Annotated in this window: 25 protein-coding genes; 2 read left to right on the top strand and 23 right to left on the bottom strand. The window is 60.5% G+C overall.

Annotated elements, in window-relative coordinates:
* Positions 1-40 precede the first annotated feature (40 nt).
* From rplO to rpsJ, 21 genes are all read right to left on the bottom strand, one after another.
* Positions 41-499 (bottom strand): 50S ribosomal protein L15, encoded by a 459-nt coding sequence (rplO, locus tag K315_RS0101305; protein ID WP_015450954.1) that lies wholly within the window; start codon positions 497-499, stop codon positions 41-43.
* A gap of 2 nt (positions 500-501) precedes the next feature.
* On the bottom strand, positions 502-684 hold the full coding sequence (rpmD, locus tag K315_RS0101300) for a 50S ribosomal protein L30 (RefSeq protein WP_015450955.1): 183 nt from the start codon (positions 682-684) through the stop codon (positions 502-504).
* Entirely contained in the window at positions 684-1412 is a 729-nt protein-coding gene (gene rpsE, locus K315_RS0101295) for a 30S ribosomal protein S5 (RefSeq protein WP_044085688.1), read from the bottom strand. Before rpsE ends, rpmD begins: the two co-directional genes overlap by 1 nt.
* Positions 1409-1780, bottom strand: coding sequence for a 50S ribosomal protein L18 (gene rplR, locus K315_RS0101290; protein ID WP_029575835.1), 372 nt, complete (start codon positions 1778-1780; stop codon positions 1409-1411). The genes rpsE and rplR overlap by 4 nt, the downstream gene beginning before the upstream one ends.
* A gap of 1 nt (position 1781) precedes the next feature.
* A complete protein-coding gene (rplF, locus tag K315_RS0101285) occupies positions 1782-2321 on the bottom strand; it encodes a 50S ribosomal protein L6 (RefSeq protein ID WP_029575834.1) in 540 nt (179 codons plus the stop codon).
* Between the two features lie 17 nt (positions 2322-2338).
* Positions 2339-2737 carry a 30S ribosomal protein S8 gene (gene rpsH, locus K315_RS0101280; RefSeq protein WP_015450959.1) on the bottom strand — a complete coding sequence of 133 codons (399 nt, stop codon included), beginning with the start codon at positions 2735-2737 and terminating at the stop codon, positions 2339-2341.
* A gap of 88 nt (positions 2738-2825) precedes the next feature.
* Positions 2826-3011, bottom strand: a complete 186-nt coding sequence (locus K315_RS0101275; RefSeq protein ID WP_003808046.1) for a type Z 30S ribosomal protein S14 — start codon at positions 3009-3011, stop codon at positions 2826-2828.
* A 1-nt stretch (position 3012) separates the two neighbouring features.
* Positions 3013-3585, bottom strand: coding sequence for a 50S ribosomal protein L5 (rplE, locus tag K315_RS0101270; RefSeq protein WP_015450960.1), 573 nt, complete (start codon positions 3583-3585; stop codon positions 3013-3015).
* Positions 3582-3917, bottom strand: a complete 336-nt coding sequence (rplX, locus tag K315_RS0101265) for a 50S ribosomal protein L24 (RefSeq protein ID WP_015450961.1) — start codon at positions 3915-3917, stop codon at positions 3582-3584. Before rplX ends, rplE begins: the two co-directional genes overlap by 4 nt.
* The gene (gene rplN / locus K315_RS0101260; RefSeq protein ID WP_015450962.1) at positions 3918-4286 is read right to left on the bottom strand and encodes a 50S ribosomal protein L14; all 369 of its coding nucleotides are present in this window, start codon (positions 4284-4286) and stop codon (positions 3918-3920) included.
* A gap of 70 nt (positions 4287-4356) precedes the next feature.
* Positions 4357-4623, bottom strand: coding sequence for a 30S ribosomal protein S17 (gene rpsQ, locus K315_RS0101255; RefSeq protein WP_015450963.1), 267 nt, complete (start codon positions 4621-4623; stop codon positions 4357-4359).
* A gap of 2 nt (positions 4624-4625) precedes the next feature.
* Complete coding sequence (gene rpmC, locus K315_RS0101250) at positions 4626-4883, bottom strand: 50S ribosomal protein L29 (protein WP_029575833.1); 258 nt, start codon at positions 4881-4883, stop codon at positions 4626-4628.
* A complete protein-coding gene (gene rplP / locus K315_RS0101245) occupies positions 4883-5302 on the bottom strand; it encodes a 50S ribosomal protein L16 (protein ID WP_015450965.1) in 420 nt (139 codons plus the stop codon). Before rplP ends, rpmC begins: the two co-directional genes overlap by 1 nt.
* 6 nt (positions 5303-5308) lie before the next feature.
* Positions 5309-6127, bottom strand: a complete 819-nt coding sequence (rpsC, locus tag K315_RS0101240; RefSeq protein WP_015450966.1) for a 30S ribosomal protein S3 — start codon at positions 6125-6127, stop codon at positions 5309-5311.
* Between the two features lie 2 nt (positions 6128-6129).
* A complete protein-coding gene (gene rplV, locus K315_RS0101235) occupies positions 6130-6489 on the bottom strand; it encodes a 50S ribosomal protein L22 (protein ID WP_015450967.1) in 360 nt (119 codons plus the stop codon).
* A 16-nt stretch (positions 6490-6505) separates the two neighbouring features.
* Positions 6506-6784: a 30S ribosomal protein S19 gene (gene rpsS / locus K315_RS0101230; protein ID WP_015450968.1), complete on the bottom strand. Its 279-nt coding sequence runs from the start codon at positions 6782-6784 to the stop codon at positions 6506-6508.
* A gap of 15 nt (positions 6785-6799) precedes the next feature.
* Entirely contained in the window at positions 6800-7630 is an 831-nt protein-coding gene (gene rplB / locus K315_RS0101225; RefSeq protein WP_015450969.1) for a 50S ribosomal protein L2, read from the bottom strand.
* A gap of 35 nt (positions 7631-7665) precedes the next feature.
* Positions 7666-7962 carry a 50S ribosomal protein L23 gene (gene rplW, locus K315_RS0101220; RefSeq protein ID WP_029575832.1) on the bottom strand — a complete coding sequence of 99 codons (297 nt, stop codon included), beginning with the start codon at positions 7960-7962 and terminating at the stop codon, positions 7666-7668.
* A gap of 5 nt (positions 7963-7967) precedes the next feature.
* Positions 7968-8633 carry a 50S ribosomal protein L4 gene (gene rplD / locus K315_RS0101215; RefSeq protein ID WP_029575831.1) on the bottom strand — a complete coding sequence of 222 codons (666 nt, stop codon included), beginning with the start codon at positions 8631-8633 and terminating at the stop codon, positions 7968-7970.
* 4 nt (positions 8634-8637) lie between these two features.
* Positions 8638-9288, bottom strand: coding sequence for a 50S ribosomal protein L3 (rplC, locus tag K315_RS0101210; RefSeq protein ID WP_029575830.1), 651 nt, complete (start codon positions 9286-9288; stop codon positions 8638-8640).
* Between the two features lie 17 nt (positions 9289-9305).
* Entirely contained in the window at positions 9306-9614 is a 309-nt protein-coding gene (gene rpsJ / locus K315_RS0101205; protein WP_003827292.1) for a 30S ribosomal protein S10, read from the bottom strand.
* 441 nt (positions 9615-10055) lie between these two features.
* Here rpsJ and K315_RS0101200 point away from each other — a divergent pair, with 441 nt between their 5' ends.
* On the top strand, positions 10056-11114 hold the full coding sequence (locus K315_RS0101200) for an alpha/beta hydrolase (RefSeq protein ID WP_029575829.1): 1059 nt from the start codon (positions 10056-10058) through the stop codon (positions 11112-11114).
* A gap of 15 nt (positions 11115-11129) precedes the next feature.
* Here K315_RS0101200 and K315_RS09835 read toward each other — a convergent pair whose 3' ends face one another.
* Together K315_RS09835 and adhE are read right to left on the bottom strand one after the other, a co-directional pair.
* Positions 11130-11675 carry a TetR/AcrR family transcriptional regulator gene (locus K315_RS09835; RefSeq protein ID WP_162142807.1) on the bottom strand — a complete coding sequence of 182 codons (546 nt, stop codon included), beginning with the start codon at positions 11673-11675 and terminating at the stop codon, positions 11130-11132.
* Between the two features lie 370 nt (positions 11676-12045).
* A complete protein-coding gene (gene adhE / locus K315_RS0101190) occupies positions 12046-14778 on the bottom strand; it encodes a bifunctional acetaldehyde-CoA/alcohol dehydrogenase (RefSeq protein ID WP_029575827.1) in 2733 nt (910 codons plus the stop codon).
* 283 nt (positions 14779-15061) lie between these two features.
* Between adhE and glgX the strand changes: the two genes are divergently transcribed.
* Positions 15062-17698 (top strand): glycogen debranching protein GlgX, encoded by a 2637-nt coding sequence (gene glgX, locus K315_RS0101185; RefSeq protein ID WP_029575826.1) that lies wholly within the window; start codon positions 15062-15064, stop codon positions 17696-17698.
* Positions 17699-18113 lie beyond the last annotated feature (415 nt).

Genomic DNA, 18113 nt, shown 5'->3' with positions numbered 1-18113 from the left:
GGGTCACATCAGCTTGTCTAGCAGGCAAGCATCACCGAGTTCAGTTCTCGGAGATGGAGCCGCCTGCGGCCTCAATCTTGGCCTTGGCGGAGGCCGAAGCCTTCACGCCCTTGATGGTGAACGCCAGCTTGGTGTCTCCATCGCCAAGAATCTTAACCGGGTTGCCAGCACGCACAGCGCGCTTCTTGACCAGATCGGCCACGGTGACTTCGCCGCCCTCAGGGAACAGCTCGTTCAGCGTAGCGATGTTGACGACCTGGTAGACCTGCTTGAACGGGCTCTTGAAGCCACGCAGCTTCGGAAGACGCATGTACAGCGGCAGCTGTCCGCCTTCGAAGCCAGGACGAACCTGATAGCGCTTCTTAGTGCCCTTGGCGCCACGGCCCGAGGTCTTGCCCTTGGAACCTTCACCGCGACCAACGCGGATACGGTCCTTCTTGGCTCCCGGAGCCGGGTGCAGATCATGCATTTGCAGGATGTCTGCTTCTTCGTTTGCCATAATCAGTCAGCCTCCTCGACGGTGACCAGGTGGCGCACAGCGTTGACCAGGCCACGGTTGGCGGCGGTGTCCTCACGGACGACGCTCTGGCCGATCTTGTGCAGACCCAGGGTCTGCACCGTAGCACGCTGGCGTGGGGTGGTGTTCACCACACCGTGGATCAGGGTGATCTTCAGATTAGCCATCACTCACCATCCTTCGTTTCAGCGGCTGCCTTAGCCTGGGCTTCCTCACGGGCCTTGCGGGCCTCAGCGATGCCCTCGGCGCGAGCGCGCAGCAGAGCATCCGGAGCAACCTCTTCGAGCGAGAGGCCACGGCGCGCCGCGATCTCTTCCGGCTCTTCGAGCTGCTTGAGAGCAGCCACGGTTGCACGGACCACGTTCACCGCGGTTGCGGAGCCCATGGACTTGGTGAGGATGTCGGAGATGCCAGCGCACTCCATGACGGCGCGGACAGCACCGCCGGCGATAACGCCGGTACCGGGGGCGGCCGGGCGAAGCATCACGGTGCCAGCGGCGTCATGACCAATCACCGGGTGGGTGATGGTGCCCTTGACGCGCGGAACGGTGAACATGTGCTTCTTGGCGTCCAGCTGGCCCTTGGCGATAGCCGCCGGGACCTCACGGGACTTGCCATAGCCGACACCCACAGTGCCCTTGCCGTCACCGACTACCACGAGGGCGGCGAAGCTGAAGGTACGACCACCCTTGTGGGTCTTGGACACGCGGTTGATGGTGACCACGCGATCGAGCAGCTCGTCGCCGTGATTCTCTTCACGACGGTTGCGACGCTCACCGCGACGGCCTTCACCGCGCTGGCCACGACGGGACTTGCGCTCGTCGTTTTTCTCTGCAGCAGCCTGAGTGTTCTGAGTTTCTTCAGCCACTTGGGTTTCCTTCTCGTTATCGCTCACAGTGCCAGACCTCCCTCGCGGGCGCCATCAGCAACAGCTGCGACGCGACCATGGTACTTGTAGCCACCGCGGTCGAACACGACCTTGGTGATACCGGCGTCCTTGGCGCGCTGAGCGACAAGTTCACCGACCTTCTTGGCCGCTTCGGTCTTGTTGCCTTGGAACCCATCGAAATCGTGGGACATAGTGGAAGCGCTTGCCAAGGTGATGCCCTTGGTATCGTCCACAATCTGGGCGACCATGTGACGGTTGGAACGGGTGACCACCAGGCGCGGACGCTCCGGGGTACCGAAAATGCGCTTGCGCAGGCGGGCGTGACGACGAAGACGGGAGAACTTCTTGCCCTTGCCGAAAATCTTGACGCTCATATCACTTACCAGCCTTTCCAGCCTTGCGCAGGATGTGCTCGTCGCTGTACTTGATGCCCTTGCCCTTGTAGGGTTCTGGAGCACGAAGCTTGCGGATGTTCGCGGCAGCCTGGCCAACGGCCTGCTTGTCGGAGCCCTTGACGATCACCTGGTTGGCGTTCGGCAGTTCGAACTCGATGCCTTCAGGCGGATCGACGGTGATGGTGTGCGAGTAGCCAAGGGAGAACTCGATGCTCTTGCCCTTGAGCTGCGCGCGGTAACCAGTGCCGACGATGTCGAGAGTCTTGGTGTAGCCCTCGTGCACGCCCTTGACCATGGACGCGATGATCGAACGGGCCAGACCGTGCTTGGCACGGGTCGGACGCAGATCGTCGGCCGGGGTCAGGATGATTTCGTTGCCTTCGACCTTGCCGGTGATGCCTTCCGGAATCACGAAGGAATCAGAGCCCTTCGGGCCCTTGGTGGAGAAGGTCTGACCTTCAATCTTGACTTCCACGCCATCCGGGATGGTGACGGGGAGCTTACCAATATGCGATGCCATGTTTCAGCTCTCCTTTCTCACCAAACGTAAGCGACGATTTCGCCGCCGATGCCCCGGTCGAGGCATTCCTTCTGGGTCAGCAATCCCGAGCTCGTCGAGATGATGGCGACACCGAGGCCGCCGAGCGGCATCGGCAAGGAGTCGGACTTCGCATAGCGACGCATGCCCGGCTTCGAAATACGCTTGATGCCCTGGATGGAACGCTCGCCGTGAGGACCATACTTCAGCGTGATTTCGAGGGTCTGGCCGACCTTGGCTTCCTTCGCCGTGAAATCGGCGATGTAGCCTTCACGCTTGAGGATCTCGGCGATGTTCGCCTTGAACTTGGAGTACGGCATATCCACGGTCTGGTGCTTTGCCGCGCTCGCATTACGCAGACGCGTGAGCATGTCTGCGATCGGATCTGTCATTGTCATGTGGGCTAACGCCCTTTCTCGCCGTGGTTTCCGCCGCCCTCACGGGTGCTATGCACCCGATCGGGCCGCGGACCTTCAGCGTCGATGTTTACCAACTGGACTTCGTAACTCCGGGCAGCTCGCCACGGTGAGCCTTCTCGCGAAGGCAGATGCGGCACAGGCCGAACTTGCGGTACACGGAGTGGGGACGACCACAAACCTGGCAACGCGTGTAGGCGCGCACCTTGAACTTCGGCTTGGCGGCCGCCTTGTTCTTCAGAGCGGTTTTTGCCATTTCAGTTCTCCTTGAAGGGGAAACCGAGGTGCTTGAGCAGCACGCGGGCTTCCTTGTCGTCCTTGGTGTTCGTCACCACGGTGATGTCCATACCACGGACGTGGTCAATGGAATCAGGATCGATCTCGTGGAACATGGACTGCTCAGTGAGACCGAAGTTGTAGTTGCCCTGACCGTCGAACTGGTTGCCATCGATGCCGCGGAAATCGCGGATACGCGGCAGAGCCAGCGTCAGAAGGCGGTCGAGGAACTCCCACATGCGGTCGCCGCGGAGCGTAACGTAAGCACCGATGGCCTGGCCCTCACGCAGATGGAACTGCGCGACGGACTTCTTCGCGTGAGTGATCTTCGGCTTCTGACCGGTGATGGCCGTCAGGTCCTTCACAGCACCTTCGATGAGCTTGGAGTCGCGGGCAGCGGCACCGACACCCATGGAGACGACGACCTTCTGCAGACGAGCGACCTGCATCGGGTTGGAATACTTGAATTCCTTCTCGAGCTCAGGCACAATCTGGTCGAAGTACTTCTGCTTCAAGCGCGGAGTTGCCGGCGCTTCGACTGTGGTATCGGTCATGCCAGCTCCTTTCCGGACTTCTTGGCGACACGCACGCGCACGGTCTTCACCTTGCCGTCACGAGCCTCCTGCTTAACGACCACGCCAACGCGGGTCGGCTGCTTGGTCTCCGGGTCGATCAGCATCACGTTGGAGCGATGGATCGGGGCCTCGACCGGAACAATGCCGGACTGCTGGCCCTGCTGGGTGGCGCGGACATGCTTCTTGACGATCTGCACACCCTCAACGATCAGTCGATCGTTGGGCAGCACACGCAAGACCTTGCCTTCCTTGCCGCGATCCTTGCCGCGGATGACCTTGACCTGGTCGCCGCTCTTGATCTTGGCTACCATTCAGATCACCTCCGGAGCGAGGGACACGATCTTCATGAAGCGCTTGTCGCGCAGCTCACGACCGACCGGTCCGAAGATACGAGTGCCCTTGGGTTCCTGGCCAGAGCCGAGGAGCACAGCGGCGTTCTCGTCGAACTTGATGTAGGAACCATCCGCGCGGCGGTGTTCCTTGACGGTGCGGACGACAACGGCCTTCACCACGTCGCCCTTCTTGACCGACCCGCCAGGAATGGCGTCCTTGACGGTGGCGACGATCACGTCGCCGATGCCGGCATAGCGTCGCTTCGATCCGCCGAGCACTCGGATGGCCAAGATCTCCTTGGCACCCGTGTTGTCGGCGACATGAAGCCGCGTTTCCTGCTGAATCATTGATTCTCCTTAGCCGAGCTGGTTCTCCCCGAGCACCCTTGCGGGTGATCGCGGAGCCTTGCCGAACTTGTTACTTGGCGCGCTCGATAATGCTATCGAGACGCCAACGCTTGGTCTTGCTCAGAGGCCGAGTCTCCATAATACTCACGAGGTCGCCAACGTGGGCTTCGTTGTGTTCATCATGGGCCTTGACCTTGCGGGTGGAGCGGACGACCTTGCCGTACAGCGGGTGGGTCGAACGCTGCTCGAGCTCGACGGTAATCGTCTTGTCCATAGCTTCGGACACGACGTAACCGCGACGAACCTTACGGAAGTTACGCTCTTGCTTTTCAGCCATGCTTACTTCTCCTCAGCTTTCGTATCCACAGCCTCAGGCTCCTCGGTGATACCGAGTTCGCGCTCGCGCAGGACGGTGTACATCCGGGCGATGTCGCGCTTGACGGCCTTGAGACGGGCGGTGTTTTCGAGCTGGCCGGTTGCGTGCTGGAAGCGCAGGTTGAACAGCTCTTCCTTGGACTTCTTGAGGAAGCCCTCGATTTCCGCATTGGTCTTCTCGTTGAGATTCTTGATGGAATAGTCTGCAGTTCCGACTGGCATCAGATGTCACCGCCTTCACGCGCGATAATACGGCACTTCATGGGGAGCTTGTCGATAGCGCGGCGCAGAGCCTCGTGAGCGACATCCTCCGAGACACCACCGATCTCGAACATGACTCGACCGGGGTGGATATCGGCGATCCAGAACTCAGGCGCGCCCTTACCGGAACCCATTCGGGCGCCGAGCGGGTGCTTGGTCAGCGGGCGATCCGGGAAGATCGTGATCCACACGCGGCCACCACGCTTGATGTAGCGGGTCATGGCGATACGTGCGGCTTCGATCTGACGGTTCGTCACATAAGCCGGGGCAAGCGCCTGGATGCCATAATCGCCGAAAGCGATCTCGTTGCCGCCCTTGGACATACCATGACGGTCCGGGCGATGCTGCTTGCGGTATTTAACTCTCTTTGGGATAAGCATTCCAGCTCACTCCTTCGTTTCCGTTGCGGCAGGAGCCTCAGCTTCGGCTGCAGCCGGGGCCGCCTGAGCGGCTTCGGTCGCAGGCTTGGTCTGAGCGGAACGCTGACCGCCACGGCGCGGGCGACGATCGCCACGACGACCTGGACGGCTGTTGTTCTGCTGAGCCTGCTGCTCTTCGAACTGAGTCTCAGTCATATCGCCCTTGTAGATCCACACCTTCACGCCGATACGGCCGTAAGTGGTGCGGGCTTCGAAGAAGCCGTAATCGATGAGGGCGCGGAGAGTCTGCAGCGGAACGCGACCCTCGCGATAGAACTCGGAACGGCTCATTTCCGCACCGCCGAGACGGCCGGAGAGCTTGATACGAATACCCTTGGCGCCGGCACGCATCGCGTCCTGCTCCGCCTTGCGCATGGCACGACGGAAAGTGACGCGGTTGGTCAGCTGCTCAGCGATGCTCTGGGCAACGAGCTGAGCGTCAAGAGCTGCGTTCTTCACTTCGAAGATGTTGAGCTGGACCTGCTTGCCGGTGAGCTTCTCGAGCTTGGCGCGAACGCGCTCAGCCTCAGCACCACGGCGGCCGATCACGATGCCCGGGCGGGCGGTGTGGATGTCCACACGCACACGGTCACGGGTACGCTCGATGACGATACGGGACACGCCCGCACGCTCGAGATCCTTGCTCAGCGCCTTGCGGATCTTGTCATCCTCCAGCACGAAGTCACGGTAACGCTCGCCAACCTTGTTGGAATCGGAGAACCACTTGGAACGATGGTTCTCAGTGATACCCAGGCGATAGCCAAAGGGATTGATCTTCTGACCCATCTTTAGCGGGCTCCTTCCTTGCTAGCGACAACGACCGTGATGTGGCTGGTTCGCTTGTTGATGCGAGCGGCACGGCCCTGGGCACGAGCGCGGAAACGCTTGAGCGTCACGCCTTCGTCCACATAGGTCTCCTTGATGAACAGGTCGTTCTCGCGGAACGGCTCGCCGGCCTTGTCGGCCTTCACGCGAGCGTTGGCGATAGCGCTCTCCAGAGTCTTGCGCACGGGCAGTGCGGCGGACTGAGGAGCGAACTTGAGAATGGTAATGGCGTCGGTCGCACGCTTGCCTCGGATGAGGTCGACCATGCGGCGAGCCTTGCGCGGCGTCACGCGGACGTGACGAGCGATTGCTTTAGCTTCCATGTGTCTTGTCTCCTCTTTAGCGGCGTGCCTTCTTGTCGTCCTTCACATGACCCTTGAAGGTCTTGGTCGGGGCGAACTCGCCGAGCTTGTGGCCAACCATTGCCTCGGTGACGAACACCGGCACATGCTTGCGGCCGTCATGGACGGCGAAGGTGTGGCCGATGAAGTCCGGGGTGATCATCGAACGGCGCGACCACGTCTTGATGACGTTGTGTGTGCCCTTCTCGTTCTGCTCGTCGACTTTCTTCTGCAAGTGGGCGTCGACGAATGGGCCCTTCTTGATGCTACGAGTCATCTACTCGACACTCCCTTACTTGCGGTTCTTACCATTCGGACGACGACGAACAATCATCTTGTTCGAAGCCTTCTTCGGACGGCGAGTACGAACTTCGCCCTTGCCCCACGGAGACACTGGCGGCTTGCCACCACGAGTACGACCGCCGTGCGGGTGGTCGACCGGGTTCATGGACTCACCACGAGTGATCGGGCGCTTGCCCATCCAGCGGGCGCGACCTGCCTTACCGAGCTGGACGTTGGCGTGATCGGCGTTGCCGACCTCACCGACGGTCGCGCGGCAGCGAGCGTCGACGTTGCGGATTTCGCCGGACGGCATACGCAGCTGGGCGTAAGCGCCATCCTTAGCGACGAGCTGAACGGCAGCGCCAGCGGAACGCGCAATCTTCGCGCCGCCCAGCGGGCGGAGCTCGATAGCGTGCACGATGGTACCGGTCGGGATGTTGCGCAGCGGCAGGTTGTTGCCGGGCTTGATATCGGCCTGTTCGCCGGTCTCAATGATGTCGCCCTGCTTGACGCCTTCCGGAGCGATGATGTAGCGCTTCTCACCATCTGCATAGTGCAGCAGTGCGATGCGGGCCGAACGGTTCGGGTCGTACTCGATGTGAGCGACCTTCGCCGGCACGCCGTCCTTGTCCCAACGCTTGAAGTCGATGAGACGGTACTGACGCTTGTGACCGCCGCCACGATGGCGGGAGGTCATACGGCCATAAGAGTTACGACCGCCGGTCTTGGTGAGCTTGCGAACCAGCGACTTTTCAGGCGTGGAGCGCGTGACGTCGGAGAAATCCGACACAGACGCGTTGCGACGGCCTGCAGTCGTCGGCTTATAAACGCGGATAGCCATAATGTAGTTCTTCCTTTGACTTTCTCGGCTAGCCTTCAGTTACCGAAGATGTCGATCGTCTGGCCCTCGGCCACGGTCACGATCGCGCGCTTCTGATTGACACGCTGACCGAAACCGGTACGGGTGCGCTTGCGCTTGCCCGCGCGGTTGAGGGTGTTGACATTCGTCACCTTGACATTGAAGATCTCTTCGATGGCCTGCTTGATCTGCACCTTGTTCGCGTTCGGCGCCACAACGAAGGTGTAGCGGCCGCGATCGGACTCGGCGTAGCTCTTCTCAGAGACAACAGGCTTAAGGATGACGTCGTGTGCTGGCTTGTGAATAGCGACCATGTGGATCAGGCCTCCTTCGTGGCCGACTTCGTCTTCGCTGCAACGAAGGCGTCGAAGCCTTCCTTCGAGAAGACGACATACTTGGCGGTGACCACGTCGTACGTGTTGAGCTGATCCGCGAAGATCGGGTGCACGGTCGGGATGTTGCGCACCGACAGCCACTCGTTGATGTTGTCGCGGGAGAACACCACGGTGGTGAACTCGTTGGAGCTCACGGCGTTCAGCGCGGTAACAGCGGTCTTCGTGGACGGGGTCTCAATGCCACCGAAATCGATGACACCGATGTGACCGGCGTTGGCGCGATCGGAGAGGATGTAGCGCAGAGCTGCAGCCTTCATCTTCTTCGGGGTGCGCTGGCTGTAGTCACGCGGAACCGGCCCGTGGGCAACGCCACCGTGGTACCACTGCGGAGCGCGGATGGAGCCCTGGCGTGCACGGCCGGTGCCCTTCTGCTTCCACGGCTTCTTGCCGCCGCCGGAGACCTTCGCACGGTTCTTCACCGCATGGGTGCCCTGACGGGCAGCGGCGAGCTGTGCGATGACCACCTGGTGGATCAGCGGGATGTGGGCGTGGACGTCTTCAGCCGAAATGCCGAAGATTTCAGCCGGCGCCTCGACGGTGCCAGCGGCCTGTCCCTTGACGTCAGTGACGTTCAGAGTAACGTTTGCCATGGTTTCAGGCTCCCTTCACTGCCGAACGGACGAGAACGATGCCGCCCTTGGGCCCCGGGATGGCGCCCTTAATGGCGAGGATGCCGTTCTCGACATCGGAGGAGACGATGGTAAGGCTCAGCACGGTGTTGGTCTCATGACCCATACGGCCGGCCATGCGCTTGCCCTTGAAAATACGGCTCGGAGTAGCGCATGCACCGACTGAACCGGGGCGACGCTCGTTCTTATGAGAGCCGTGAGTACGACGATAGGACTTGAAGCCCCAGCGCTTGATGGTACCGGCGAAGCCCTTGCCCTTGGTGGTGCCGGTGACGTCCACCAGCGTACCTTCGGAGAACAGCTCGGCGGTCAGTTCCTGACCGGGCTTGTACTCCTCGGCGTTCTCCGTGCGCACCTCAGCGAGGTGACGACGCGGGGTGACACCGGCCTTGGCGAAATGACCAGCGAGCGGCTTGGTCACCTTCGTCGGATCGATCTGGCCGTAACCGAGCTGGACAGCCTTGTAGCCGTCGGCTTCCTTGGTCTTGACTGCGGTGACCACGTTGGTGGACACGTCGACCAGGGTGACGGGAACGAAGAAGCCGTTCTCATCCCAGACCTGCGACATGCCGAGCTTGCGGCCGAGCAGTGCAGTGCGATTCTTGTTCTGTGACATAGCGGTTCCCTCCTCCCTTACAGCTTGATCTCGATGTTGACATCCGCAGGCAAATCAATGTGCATCAGGGAGTCCACGGCCTTCGGGGTCGGATCCACGATGTCGATGAGACGCTTATGAGTACGCATCTCGAAATGCTCGCGAGAATCCTTGTACTTGTGAGGAGAACGGATAACACAGAATACGTTCTTCTCGGTCGGCAGAGGAACCGGGCCCACCACAGTGGCACCCGCGTTCGTCACCGTCTCGACGATTTTCTTCGCCGATTGGTCGATGACCTCATGGTCATAGGACTTAAGCCTGATGCGGATTTTCTGTCCCGCCATTGCCGTCCGCCCTTTCTAGCGATTCGTTTACTGTTTACCAGCCTGTCGCAGGGCACCGGCGAGCTTGACCCAAGGCATAACACCCCGGTCGTAACCACATCAGTGCGCAGCCAGACAGCGACCCACTCGGAGCCGCCGACGCCGCGCTCGCTTTTTTGATTCCAATATGCGAGCCTAAAACAGGCAACTTGATTATTAAAGCACGTGCCATGTATAAGATTTCTGCGGCGTGTCGCACTTCCGGGACTCCGCCCCGGGCGCTGACACCACTCATCTCATCCGTCACAAGAGCCCACCCGAGTATAGGACAGCAAGCTGCCGCCCGCCACCACGGTGTGGCGCAACGCGCAATCCGCCTGTCCGCCTAACAAAAGACTAGACTGGGCCATACGGCTACGCACCACCGCACAACGACGACGGCGTTGGAGAATCGAGGAAGATATGGCACATCTGAGATATGAGTCGGCGCTCGGCGCCACCCCACAGTTTGATTTCGGCAATCCGCGTTCCGCGAGCTGGACCGAATTCGACGCCGACCTCGCCGATTGCGGATACGACGAGCACGCTGTGCAGGCCATCCGCGACACCCGCCTCGCGTTTGCAAGAAGCGATCTGCCACGCTCACGGTACTGGTCAGTGCCCGATGACATCGATATGATTACCGACATCCCCTATCTCGACGACGGGATCCGCGGGCATCTGCTCGATTTGTATCTACCCCATGACGCCGTTATCCGCCAAGGCCGCACGCTGCCTGTCTACGTCGATATCCACGGCGGCGGATTCGTATACGGGTATAAGGAACTCAACCGCAATTTCAACGTAACGCTCGCACAACACGGTTTCGCGGTGTTTTCGCTCAACTACCGCCCCGCGCCGCAGACCGATTTCCTCGGGCAGTTGCGCGATATCACCGCAGGCCTCGCCTGGATTGCCAGGCATGGAGATGCCTACCCAATCGACCTTAATCACGTGTTCCTCACCGGCGATTCCGCCGGCGGTGCACTCGCCTTCTATCAGGCTGCCTTGCAAAGCGACCCCGCAACGGCCGCAGCATACGGCGTCACCCCATCGGGTCTGCACATCCGTGGTGTCGCTGCGGTTTCGGGAGTCTTCGATCTTTCGCCGTTCACGCCGGGAGCCACGGACGCACAATCGCGCAACGAACGCCCCGACGACGTCGTGTCGGTTATCGGTCCCCACTTCTTCAAGCGGCTGTCGCAGGTCGACCCCGACTACCGCTTCAGCACCAACTTGGTCCGCAACAGCGTGATACCGCCCATGTATCTGGCGACCAGCAGCGACGATTTCATCGAGTATGAAAGCCTGGCACTTGCGACGGAGCTATCACGTGCGCACCAGGAGTTCGAACTCCACGACGTGAAAGCACGGCCCGGCAAACCGCTCGGCCATGTCTACAGCGTCTGCATGTCGTGGCTCGAAGAAAGCGAGGCGGTGTTCCGCCAGATCCACGATTTCTCATACCGGCTGCTGTCATAAAGTTCGGGGGCGAGTCTAGATACCGACGTCCGGACGCGAAAGATAGGTGAGGAACTCCTGCCAGTTCCTGCACGTCAGATGGCGCATGCCATCCATGAACAGATCATGCATCGTGTCGGCATCAAAGGAATCGTCACGCAGATACGCCTGCACCAAACCCTGCCAGAGCGCAAGAATCTGCATCGCGGTGCGTTTGGCGTCCAAGGCTTGGTGCATCACGCCTTGATGCTGCAACTGCGCGCACAGTTTCGTCCAATGATCGACGGTGCGCATATCCTTGGCCGCCAGGTACTTGCTCGCCGGATTGTCCGGCTGCGTGGCCAACCCGCGAAGGTAGGCCATGAGCAACAGCCGGTTGCGTCGCGAAAGCCTCATCCTGATGAGCTTGTCGAGCATGTCCTCGCTCAGCTCGGGCCATGCGCTTTCCAGGTTGTACTCTTTGCCGTCAAGCGAATCGGCGTATTCCATCGCGCCGACCAGCAGGTGGTCTTTCGTGGGGAAATGATAGAGGACGCTCGACTGCGGTATCCCGGTTTCCGTGGAAATCCGGATGACAGTCACGTCGCCATACCCGGATTGGTCGACAATCTGCAGTACGGCTGAGGCTATCTGTTCACGTCTGGCGCGGCTGGGGGCATAATTGCCACGTTTCGTACGGCGACGGGAAGCTGTCGGTTGTTCAATGGCTGTCACAAGCAGGTATGATAACACGCGATTACGCAAGGGTGATGGTACGACAAGCGATGCCGTGTCACCCATATCATCTCCGACAGATTCCGACAGAAGCTGATGCCAGCAGATGCTGATGCCGGCCGGCCGCAGCCAGCCATGGCCCCCGAAATGAGTTGCGCCGCCATACCCGATTGGGTACGACGGCGCAATGGTTGGATTCAGACAATCAATGCCGGGCGGGAATCTGCCCCGCGGGACATCACTTCACGCGCTCGGAAGCCTCTTCGGTGGCTGCGACACCGAGACGATCGACGCGCATCTTGTGGCCCTCAGCCTGGGAGACGCCGTAGTATGCGGCGATGGCGATGTCTTCCATATCCTCGATGAGCGGGATACGCGGGTTCGCCGGCGTGCACTGGTCCTCATAGGCGCGCATGCCGATGCGGTCGATAAGCGACCAGTACGTATCCTCGTCAACACCGCAGGCCTTGAAGCTGGCGTCCATACCGAGCTTGTTGTCGCGGTAATCCTGGATAGCGCGGGCGAGGTTCTCCACACCTTCCTCAGGGGTCTTGCCCGGATCGATGCCAATCAGACGTGCGATTTCCTGGTAGCGCTGCGGGGCCACGTACTTGTTGTACTTCGGCCAGCTGGTCGGTTCGGACGGGACCTGGCCGTTGTAGCGGATGACATACGGCAGCAGGATGGCGTTCGTGTGGCCGTGGACCACGTGGCACAGCGCACCGATGGTGTGCGCCATGCTGTGGCACATGCCGAGGAAGCCGGAGCCGAAGGCCATGCCGGCCATGGTGGCGGCGTTGTGCATATGCTCCTGCGCAGCGGTCTTCTCAAGGCCGGCTTCACCGTTGACGGACTCGGACAGGTTGTCCCAGATGATCTTGATGGCGTGCAGCGCCATGGCGTCGGTGAAGTCGTTAGAGTACACAGACACGTAGGCCTCGATTGCGTGGGTCAGGGCGTCCATGCCGGAATCGCAGGCCAGGCGACGCGGCTGGGTGCGGGCGAGCACCGGGTCGACGATAGCCACGGACGGGGTCAGCGCGTAATCGGTGATCGGGTACTTGTAGCCGGTCTTGTGGTCGGTGATGACGGCGTACGGAGTGACCTCCGAACCGGTGCCGGAAGAGGTCGGGATGCACACGAGCTTGGCCTTCTCGCCGAGCGGCGGGATCTTGAACGCGCGCTTACGGATATCGAAGAACTTCTCGCGCACATCGGAGAAGGCGATCTCCGGGTGCTCGTACATGAGCCACATGACCTTCGCGGCGTCCATCGCGGAGCCACCGCCAACGGCGATAATGGTGTCGGGCTTGAACTCGTCACGCATCATGGAGGCGCCGCGCTCGACGGTCTCGACCGACGGTTCCGGCTCGACGTAGTCGATGATGCGGAAGGTGACGCGGTTCTGGCGGGCACGCAGCTGGTCGATGATCTTGTCGACCACGCCGAGCTGCTCCATGACCTTGTCGCACACGATGACCGCGCGGTTGAGGTTGTACATGTCGCGCAGATACCGGATCGCGTTCGGCTCGAAATAGGTCTTCGGCGGCACCTTGAACCACTGCATGTTGTTGTTCCTCCGTGCGATGCGCTTGATGTTGATGAGGTTGACGGCCTGGACGTTGCCGGACACCGAGTTGCCGCCGTAGGAGCCGCAGCCCAGGGTCAGGGACGGGGCGATGGAGTTGTAGATATCGCCGATACCGCCGAGCGAGCTCGGGGAGTTCCAGATGATACGGCAGGCGTGCATGCGCAGGCCGAATTCACGGGCCAGATCCTGGTTGTTGGTGTGGATGGCGGCGGTGTGGCCGGCGCCATGCTTGAGCATCTCTTCGCACATCTCGAAAGCCTGCTCCTTGTTGTCGGCCTTGAGCACGGCCTGCACCGGGCAGAGCTTTTCGAGGGTAAGCGGATCCATCTCGCCGACTTCCTTGCATTCGGCGGCAAGGATGGTCACGTCGGCGGGCACTTCGAAGCCAGCCTCATGTGCGATGTACTGCGGGGACTTGCCCGGCACGACGGAGTTGAGCTTCGGGGAGCCGCCCGAGTAGGCGGTGCAGCCGAACATGTACTGCTCAAGCTTGGCCTTCTCGTCGGGGTTCACGAAGTAGGCCTTACGACGCTTGAGTTCCTTGACCAGCGGGTCGTAGACGTCCTTATGGGCAATGATCGCCTGCTCAGTGGCGCAGATCATGCCGTAATCGAAATGCTTGGAGAGGATGAGGTCGTTGGCTGCACGCTCGACATCGACATCGGCATCGACGTACGCCGGAGCATTGCCCGGGCCGACGCCGAGTGCCGGCTTGCCGGAGGTGTACGCGGCCTTGACCATGCCCGGGCCGCCGGTCGCGAGAATCGTGGCGACGCCGTCGTGGCGCATAAGGGCACCGGTCGCCTCGATGGACGGATGCTCAATCCACTGGATACAGTTCTCAGGTGCACCTGCGGCGATGGCCGCGTCGCGCACGATCTTGGCGGCCGCGACCGAGCACTTCTGCGCGAACGGATGGAAGCCGAATACGATCGGGCACCGGGTCTTAAGCGCAATCAAGGACTTGAAGATCGCGGTCGAAGTCGGGTTGGTGACCGGGGTTACACCCGCGACCACACCGACCGGCTCGGCGATTTCATCAATACCGAGGACATCGTCGGAACGGATGATGCCGACGGTCTTCTGCCCCGCCAAATAGTGGGTAACGTGCTCGCACGCGAAGATATTCTTGGTCGCCTTGTCTTCCACAAGACCACGGCCGGTCTCGTCCACAGCCATCTTCGCCAGCTGCAGATGCTTGTTCAGCGCTGCGACGGAAGCCTTCGCGACGATGTGATCGACCTGCTTCTGATCAAGCTTCTCAAACTCCTTCAGGGCAACCTGGGCCTTCTTGACCAGCTCGTCGACCTCGGTCTGAGCCGCGATCAGCTTCTCTTCGGGGCTTGGCTTGGTAGCCTCTGTTTTCTTTGCTTCTGCCAATTGGTCCTCCTCGAGCCTGTACTGCAAAAGGGGTCGCCGCCTGTCGGCGGCTCGTCACCGGAATCTGTGACCTTCATCACAATGTAGCGGATAACCGGTACGTTCTCATACTTGCGTGGTGTTGAGCGTTTCATGAGAATCGGCGAGCATCTCATGGTATTAACTGAACGGTTTTTGTTCGATTCTGTGAGTTTCGCTCGACAATGCGGCAAATACCCCAACATGTGACCATATCGTGTGCAATGTTTGCGCAAACAGCCTACGCAGACCTTACAATGGCACCATGAAAAATCCGCCATTGCACCGTTACGCCACACGGCCAGGTCTCTACTTCACTGACGATGGCGGGGCGGATGCCGTCGTCAGATCAGAAACAGCCGACCGCATCTGGTTGTGCGTCTACGAGCCACTCGATCGCCCTTCCGCCTTCTACAACGAAGCGGTTCGCCTGTTCAAGGGGTCCCCCATCCCATGGACGCAAGAAGTGCGGCTCTTCCCCATCTGCTCGCGCATCATCGAATCCATGTACGTGCGCGAAACCCTGTTCGCAATGAGCGGTCCGAACTACGGCCTGTGGTATGTCCACCTGCCCAAGGCCTGGGACGGCATGCGCTACGCCTATCGCGTGGACGGGCAATGGGATCCCAAACATGACGTGCGTTTCAACCCGCACAAAATCCTGCTCGACCCTTACGGCAAGGGCATCGATGGGACCATGAAACTCGACGCCCCCGCATTCTCCTACGAGTGCACCATCGACAACGGGGTCGTCCACGGATCCCCCGACGGCAACATGAGCACACTTGACTCCCTCGGCAGTATGCCGGTGTCCGTCGCCATCGACGACCGAGACACCACCAAGCACGAAGGCGAGCCCTCCCACCCCCACGTGCCGTGGAGCAAAACCGTTATCTACGAGCTGCATGTCAAAGGCTTCACAGCGAACGCGCCGTGGCTGCCTCCGGAATTGCGCGGGACATATGCAGGGCTCGCCCACCCCGCTACCCTGTCCTACTTGCAGACGCTCGGCGTCACCTCGATTGAGCTGCTGCCAATCCAAGCCAAACAGGATGAGCTGTTTCTCCAGCAACGCGGCCGGCACAACTATTGGGGGTATTCGACGCTCGGATACTTCGCGCCGGAGCCGTCCTACGCCACGCAGGCCGCACAACGTTCAGGCCCGCGCGCGGTTCGCCAGGAAGTCATCGACATGGTCCGAGCCCTGCACGAGGCCGGATTCGAAGTCATCATGGACGTGGTCTACAACCACACATGCGAAGGCGGTACCGACGGGCCGACCGTATGCTGGCGAGGGCTGGACGAGCTGTCCTACTACCGGCACCAGCGCAACAATCCCGGCCGGTTGGAAGACACCACCGGCTGCGGCAATACGCTTGACTTTTCCAACACGCATGTCGTGACCTTCGCCATCGACAGCCTGCGGTACTGGGCCAAACGGATCGGCGTCGACGGCTTCCGCTTCGACCTGGCCGCCTCGCTTGCACGTCTCGACGGCAACTTCACCAAGCATCACCCCTTCCTGTACGCCTTGCGCAGCGACATGCTGCTGGGCAACCTGAAACTCATCATGGAGCCTTGGGATGTCGGCTATCAAGGGTGGCGCACCGGCCAGTTCGGTATGCCCTTCGGCGAGTGGAACGACGCCTTCCGCAACTCGGTCAGGCAATTCTGGTTGACCGATCCGGTCGACCGGCCGGGCAACGGGGAAACCGGCATGCAAGAGATGGCCACCCGGTTGTGCGGTTCCGCAGACCTCTTCGCCACCGAGCCAGGACGCGGCGCTCCGTCGTCGATCAACTTCATTTCCTGTCATGACGGCTTCACCACCGCCGACCTGACCGCCTACGCCCGCAAACACAACGAGGACAACGGCGAAGACAACAACGACGGGTCGAATGTGAACTATTCAGTCAACTTCGGGCACGAAGGACCGTCCGACGACCCCGCCATCAACCAGCACCGCGAACAGGCCACGCTCAATCTTCTCGGCACGTTGCTGCTGTCGCTGGGCACGCCGATGCTCCAAGCCGGTGACGAGTTCGGCAACAGCCAGCAAGGCAACAACAACGCCTACTGCCAAGACAACGACATCACATGGCTGCAATGGGATTGGATGGACTCGACCGGCAAGAACAGTCAGCTGCGGATTTTCGAATCTGTGTCGCGGCTGATTTCCGCACGCAAATCCCTCTCGCTGTTCCATACCGAAGATTTCTACACGCGTCTGACACAAATCGGGCTGTTCAAGCAGTCCAGCCGCGTGCAATGGTTCATGCCAGACGGCAACGCGCCGGTGGACAGGGACTGGTCGAATCCTACGACACGCCGGTTCGCCATGCGTCTGATCGCACGAAATTCTGCCGATCTGCTCATCATCATCAACGGTGATGCCGGTGACCGCAGCTTCCGCCTGCCAGCCGACAGCTCATGGCAGACTGTGTGGAGTTCGGCCCAAGCCGAAGGCATCGAGCCCGCCCCGGGCACCAAAGTCAGTGTGGCCCAGCACTCGCCTGACATGAATTGGATGGCGATGCGCCTGACGCGGCACCCGCTGAGCGACGTCATCGCCCAAGCCCAAAACACGCCGCATGACTCGACGTCGGCGATGACGCCGCCAGTTCCAAGCGTCATCGCGCAAGCCGACGCAGCCGAACAGCTCCGTGCCCCGCATCAAGGCGTTTCTGCCGACGCAAGAGCACAGACAGGCGCAATGGCTGGAACCAGTGCCGATGCAACCGAGAATACGGCACCGGGCACAAGCTCACGCAATACCGCCAAGTCGGCGACGCAGCATCATGACAATCATGACGACGCTAAGCCAGAGCAGGAGTCGTGGATGGTGCCAGAGTACAGCATCACGCTCATGCAGCAGATCAAGCCGAAAAATCAGGCAAACTGATTGAACCGGATAGGGGTGATGGCGGCGCAGTATAGATGGCTTCTGCGCCGCCGGAGCACCCCCTTCCGGAGCAACACCCCTCCGAAACAATCCCTTGTGTCAAGGAATTCTCAATTTCTCTGGATATTGGCAAAATTGCCGAGATATTCAGGAAAATGTCTCAATATCTCCCTCAAATCGCTGACAGACACGAGACATTGAGATATTGCCGTCGGTGAGGGTCACGTTGATTTACGGCACATCGTTGATACTCTGCGATTTTCTCGGGTCACGCATCGGGGCAGATGGATTGCGGAATCCAAATGTCTCGCGCAATCGCGCCAACATCAGGAGATATTTGGATGTATTTCGCAATTTCTCGCGCAATCAGGCCATCTGCTCGAGATATTGAGATTCATGTGGTCATGCACCCGTC

It is taken from the genome of Bifidobacterium thermacidophilum subsp. thermacidophilum DSM 15837, from assembly GCF_000426425.1.
Classification (GTDB): Bacteria; Actinomycetota; Actinomycetes; order Actinomycetales; family Bifidobacteriaceae; genus Bifidobacterium; species Bifidobacterium thermacidophilum.
This window is presented reverse-complemented; position numbering and strand designations above follow the sequence as displayed.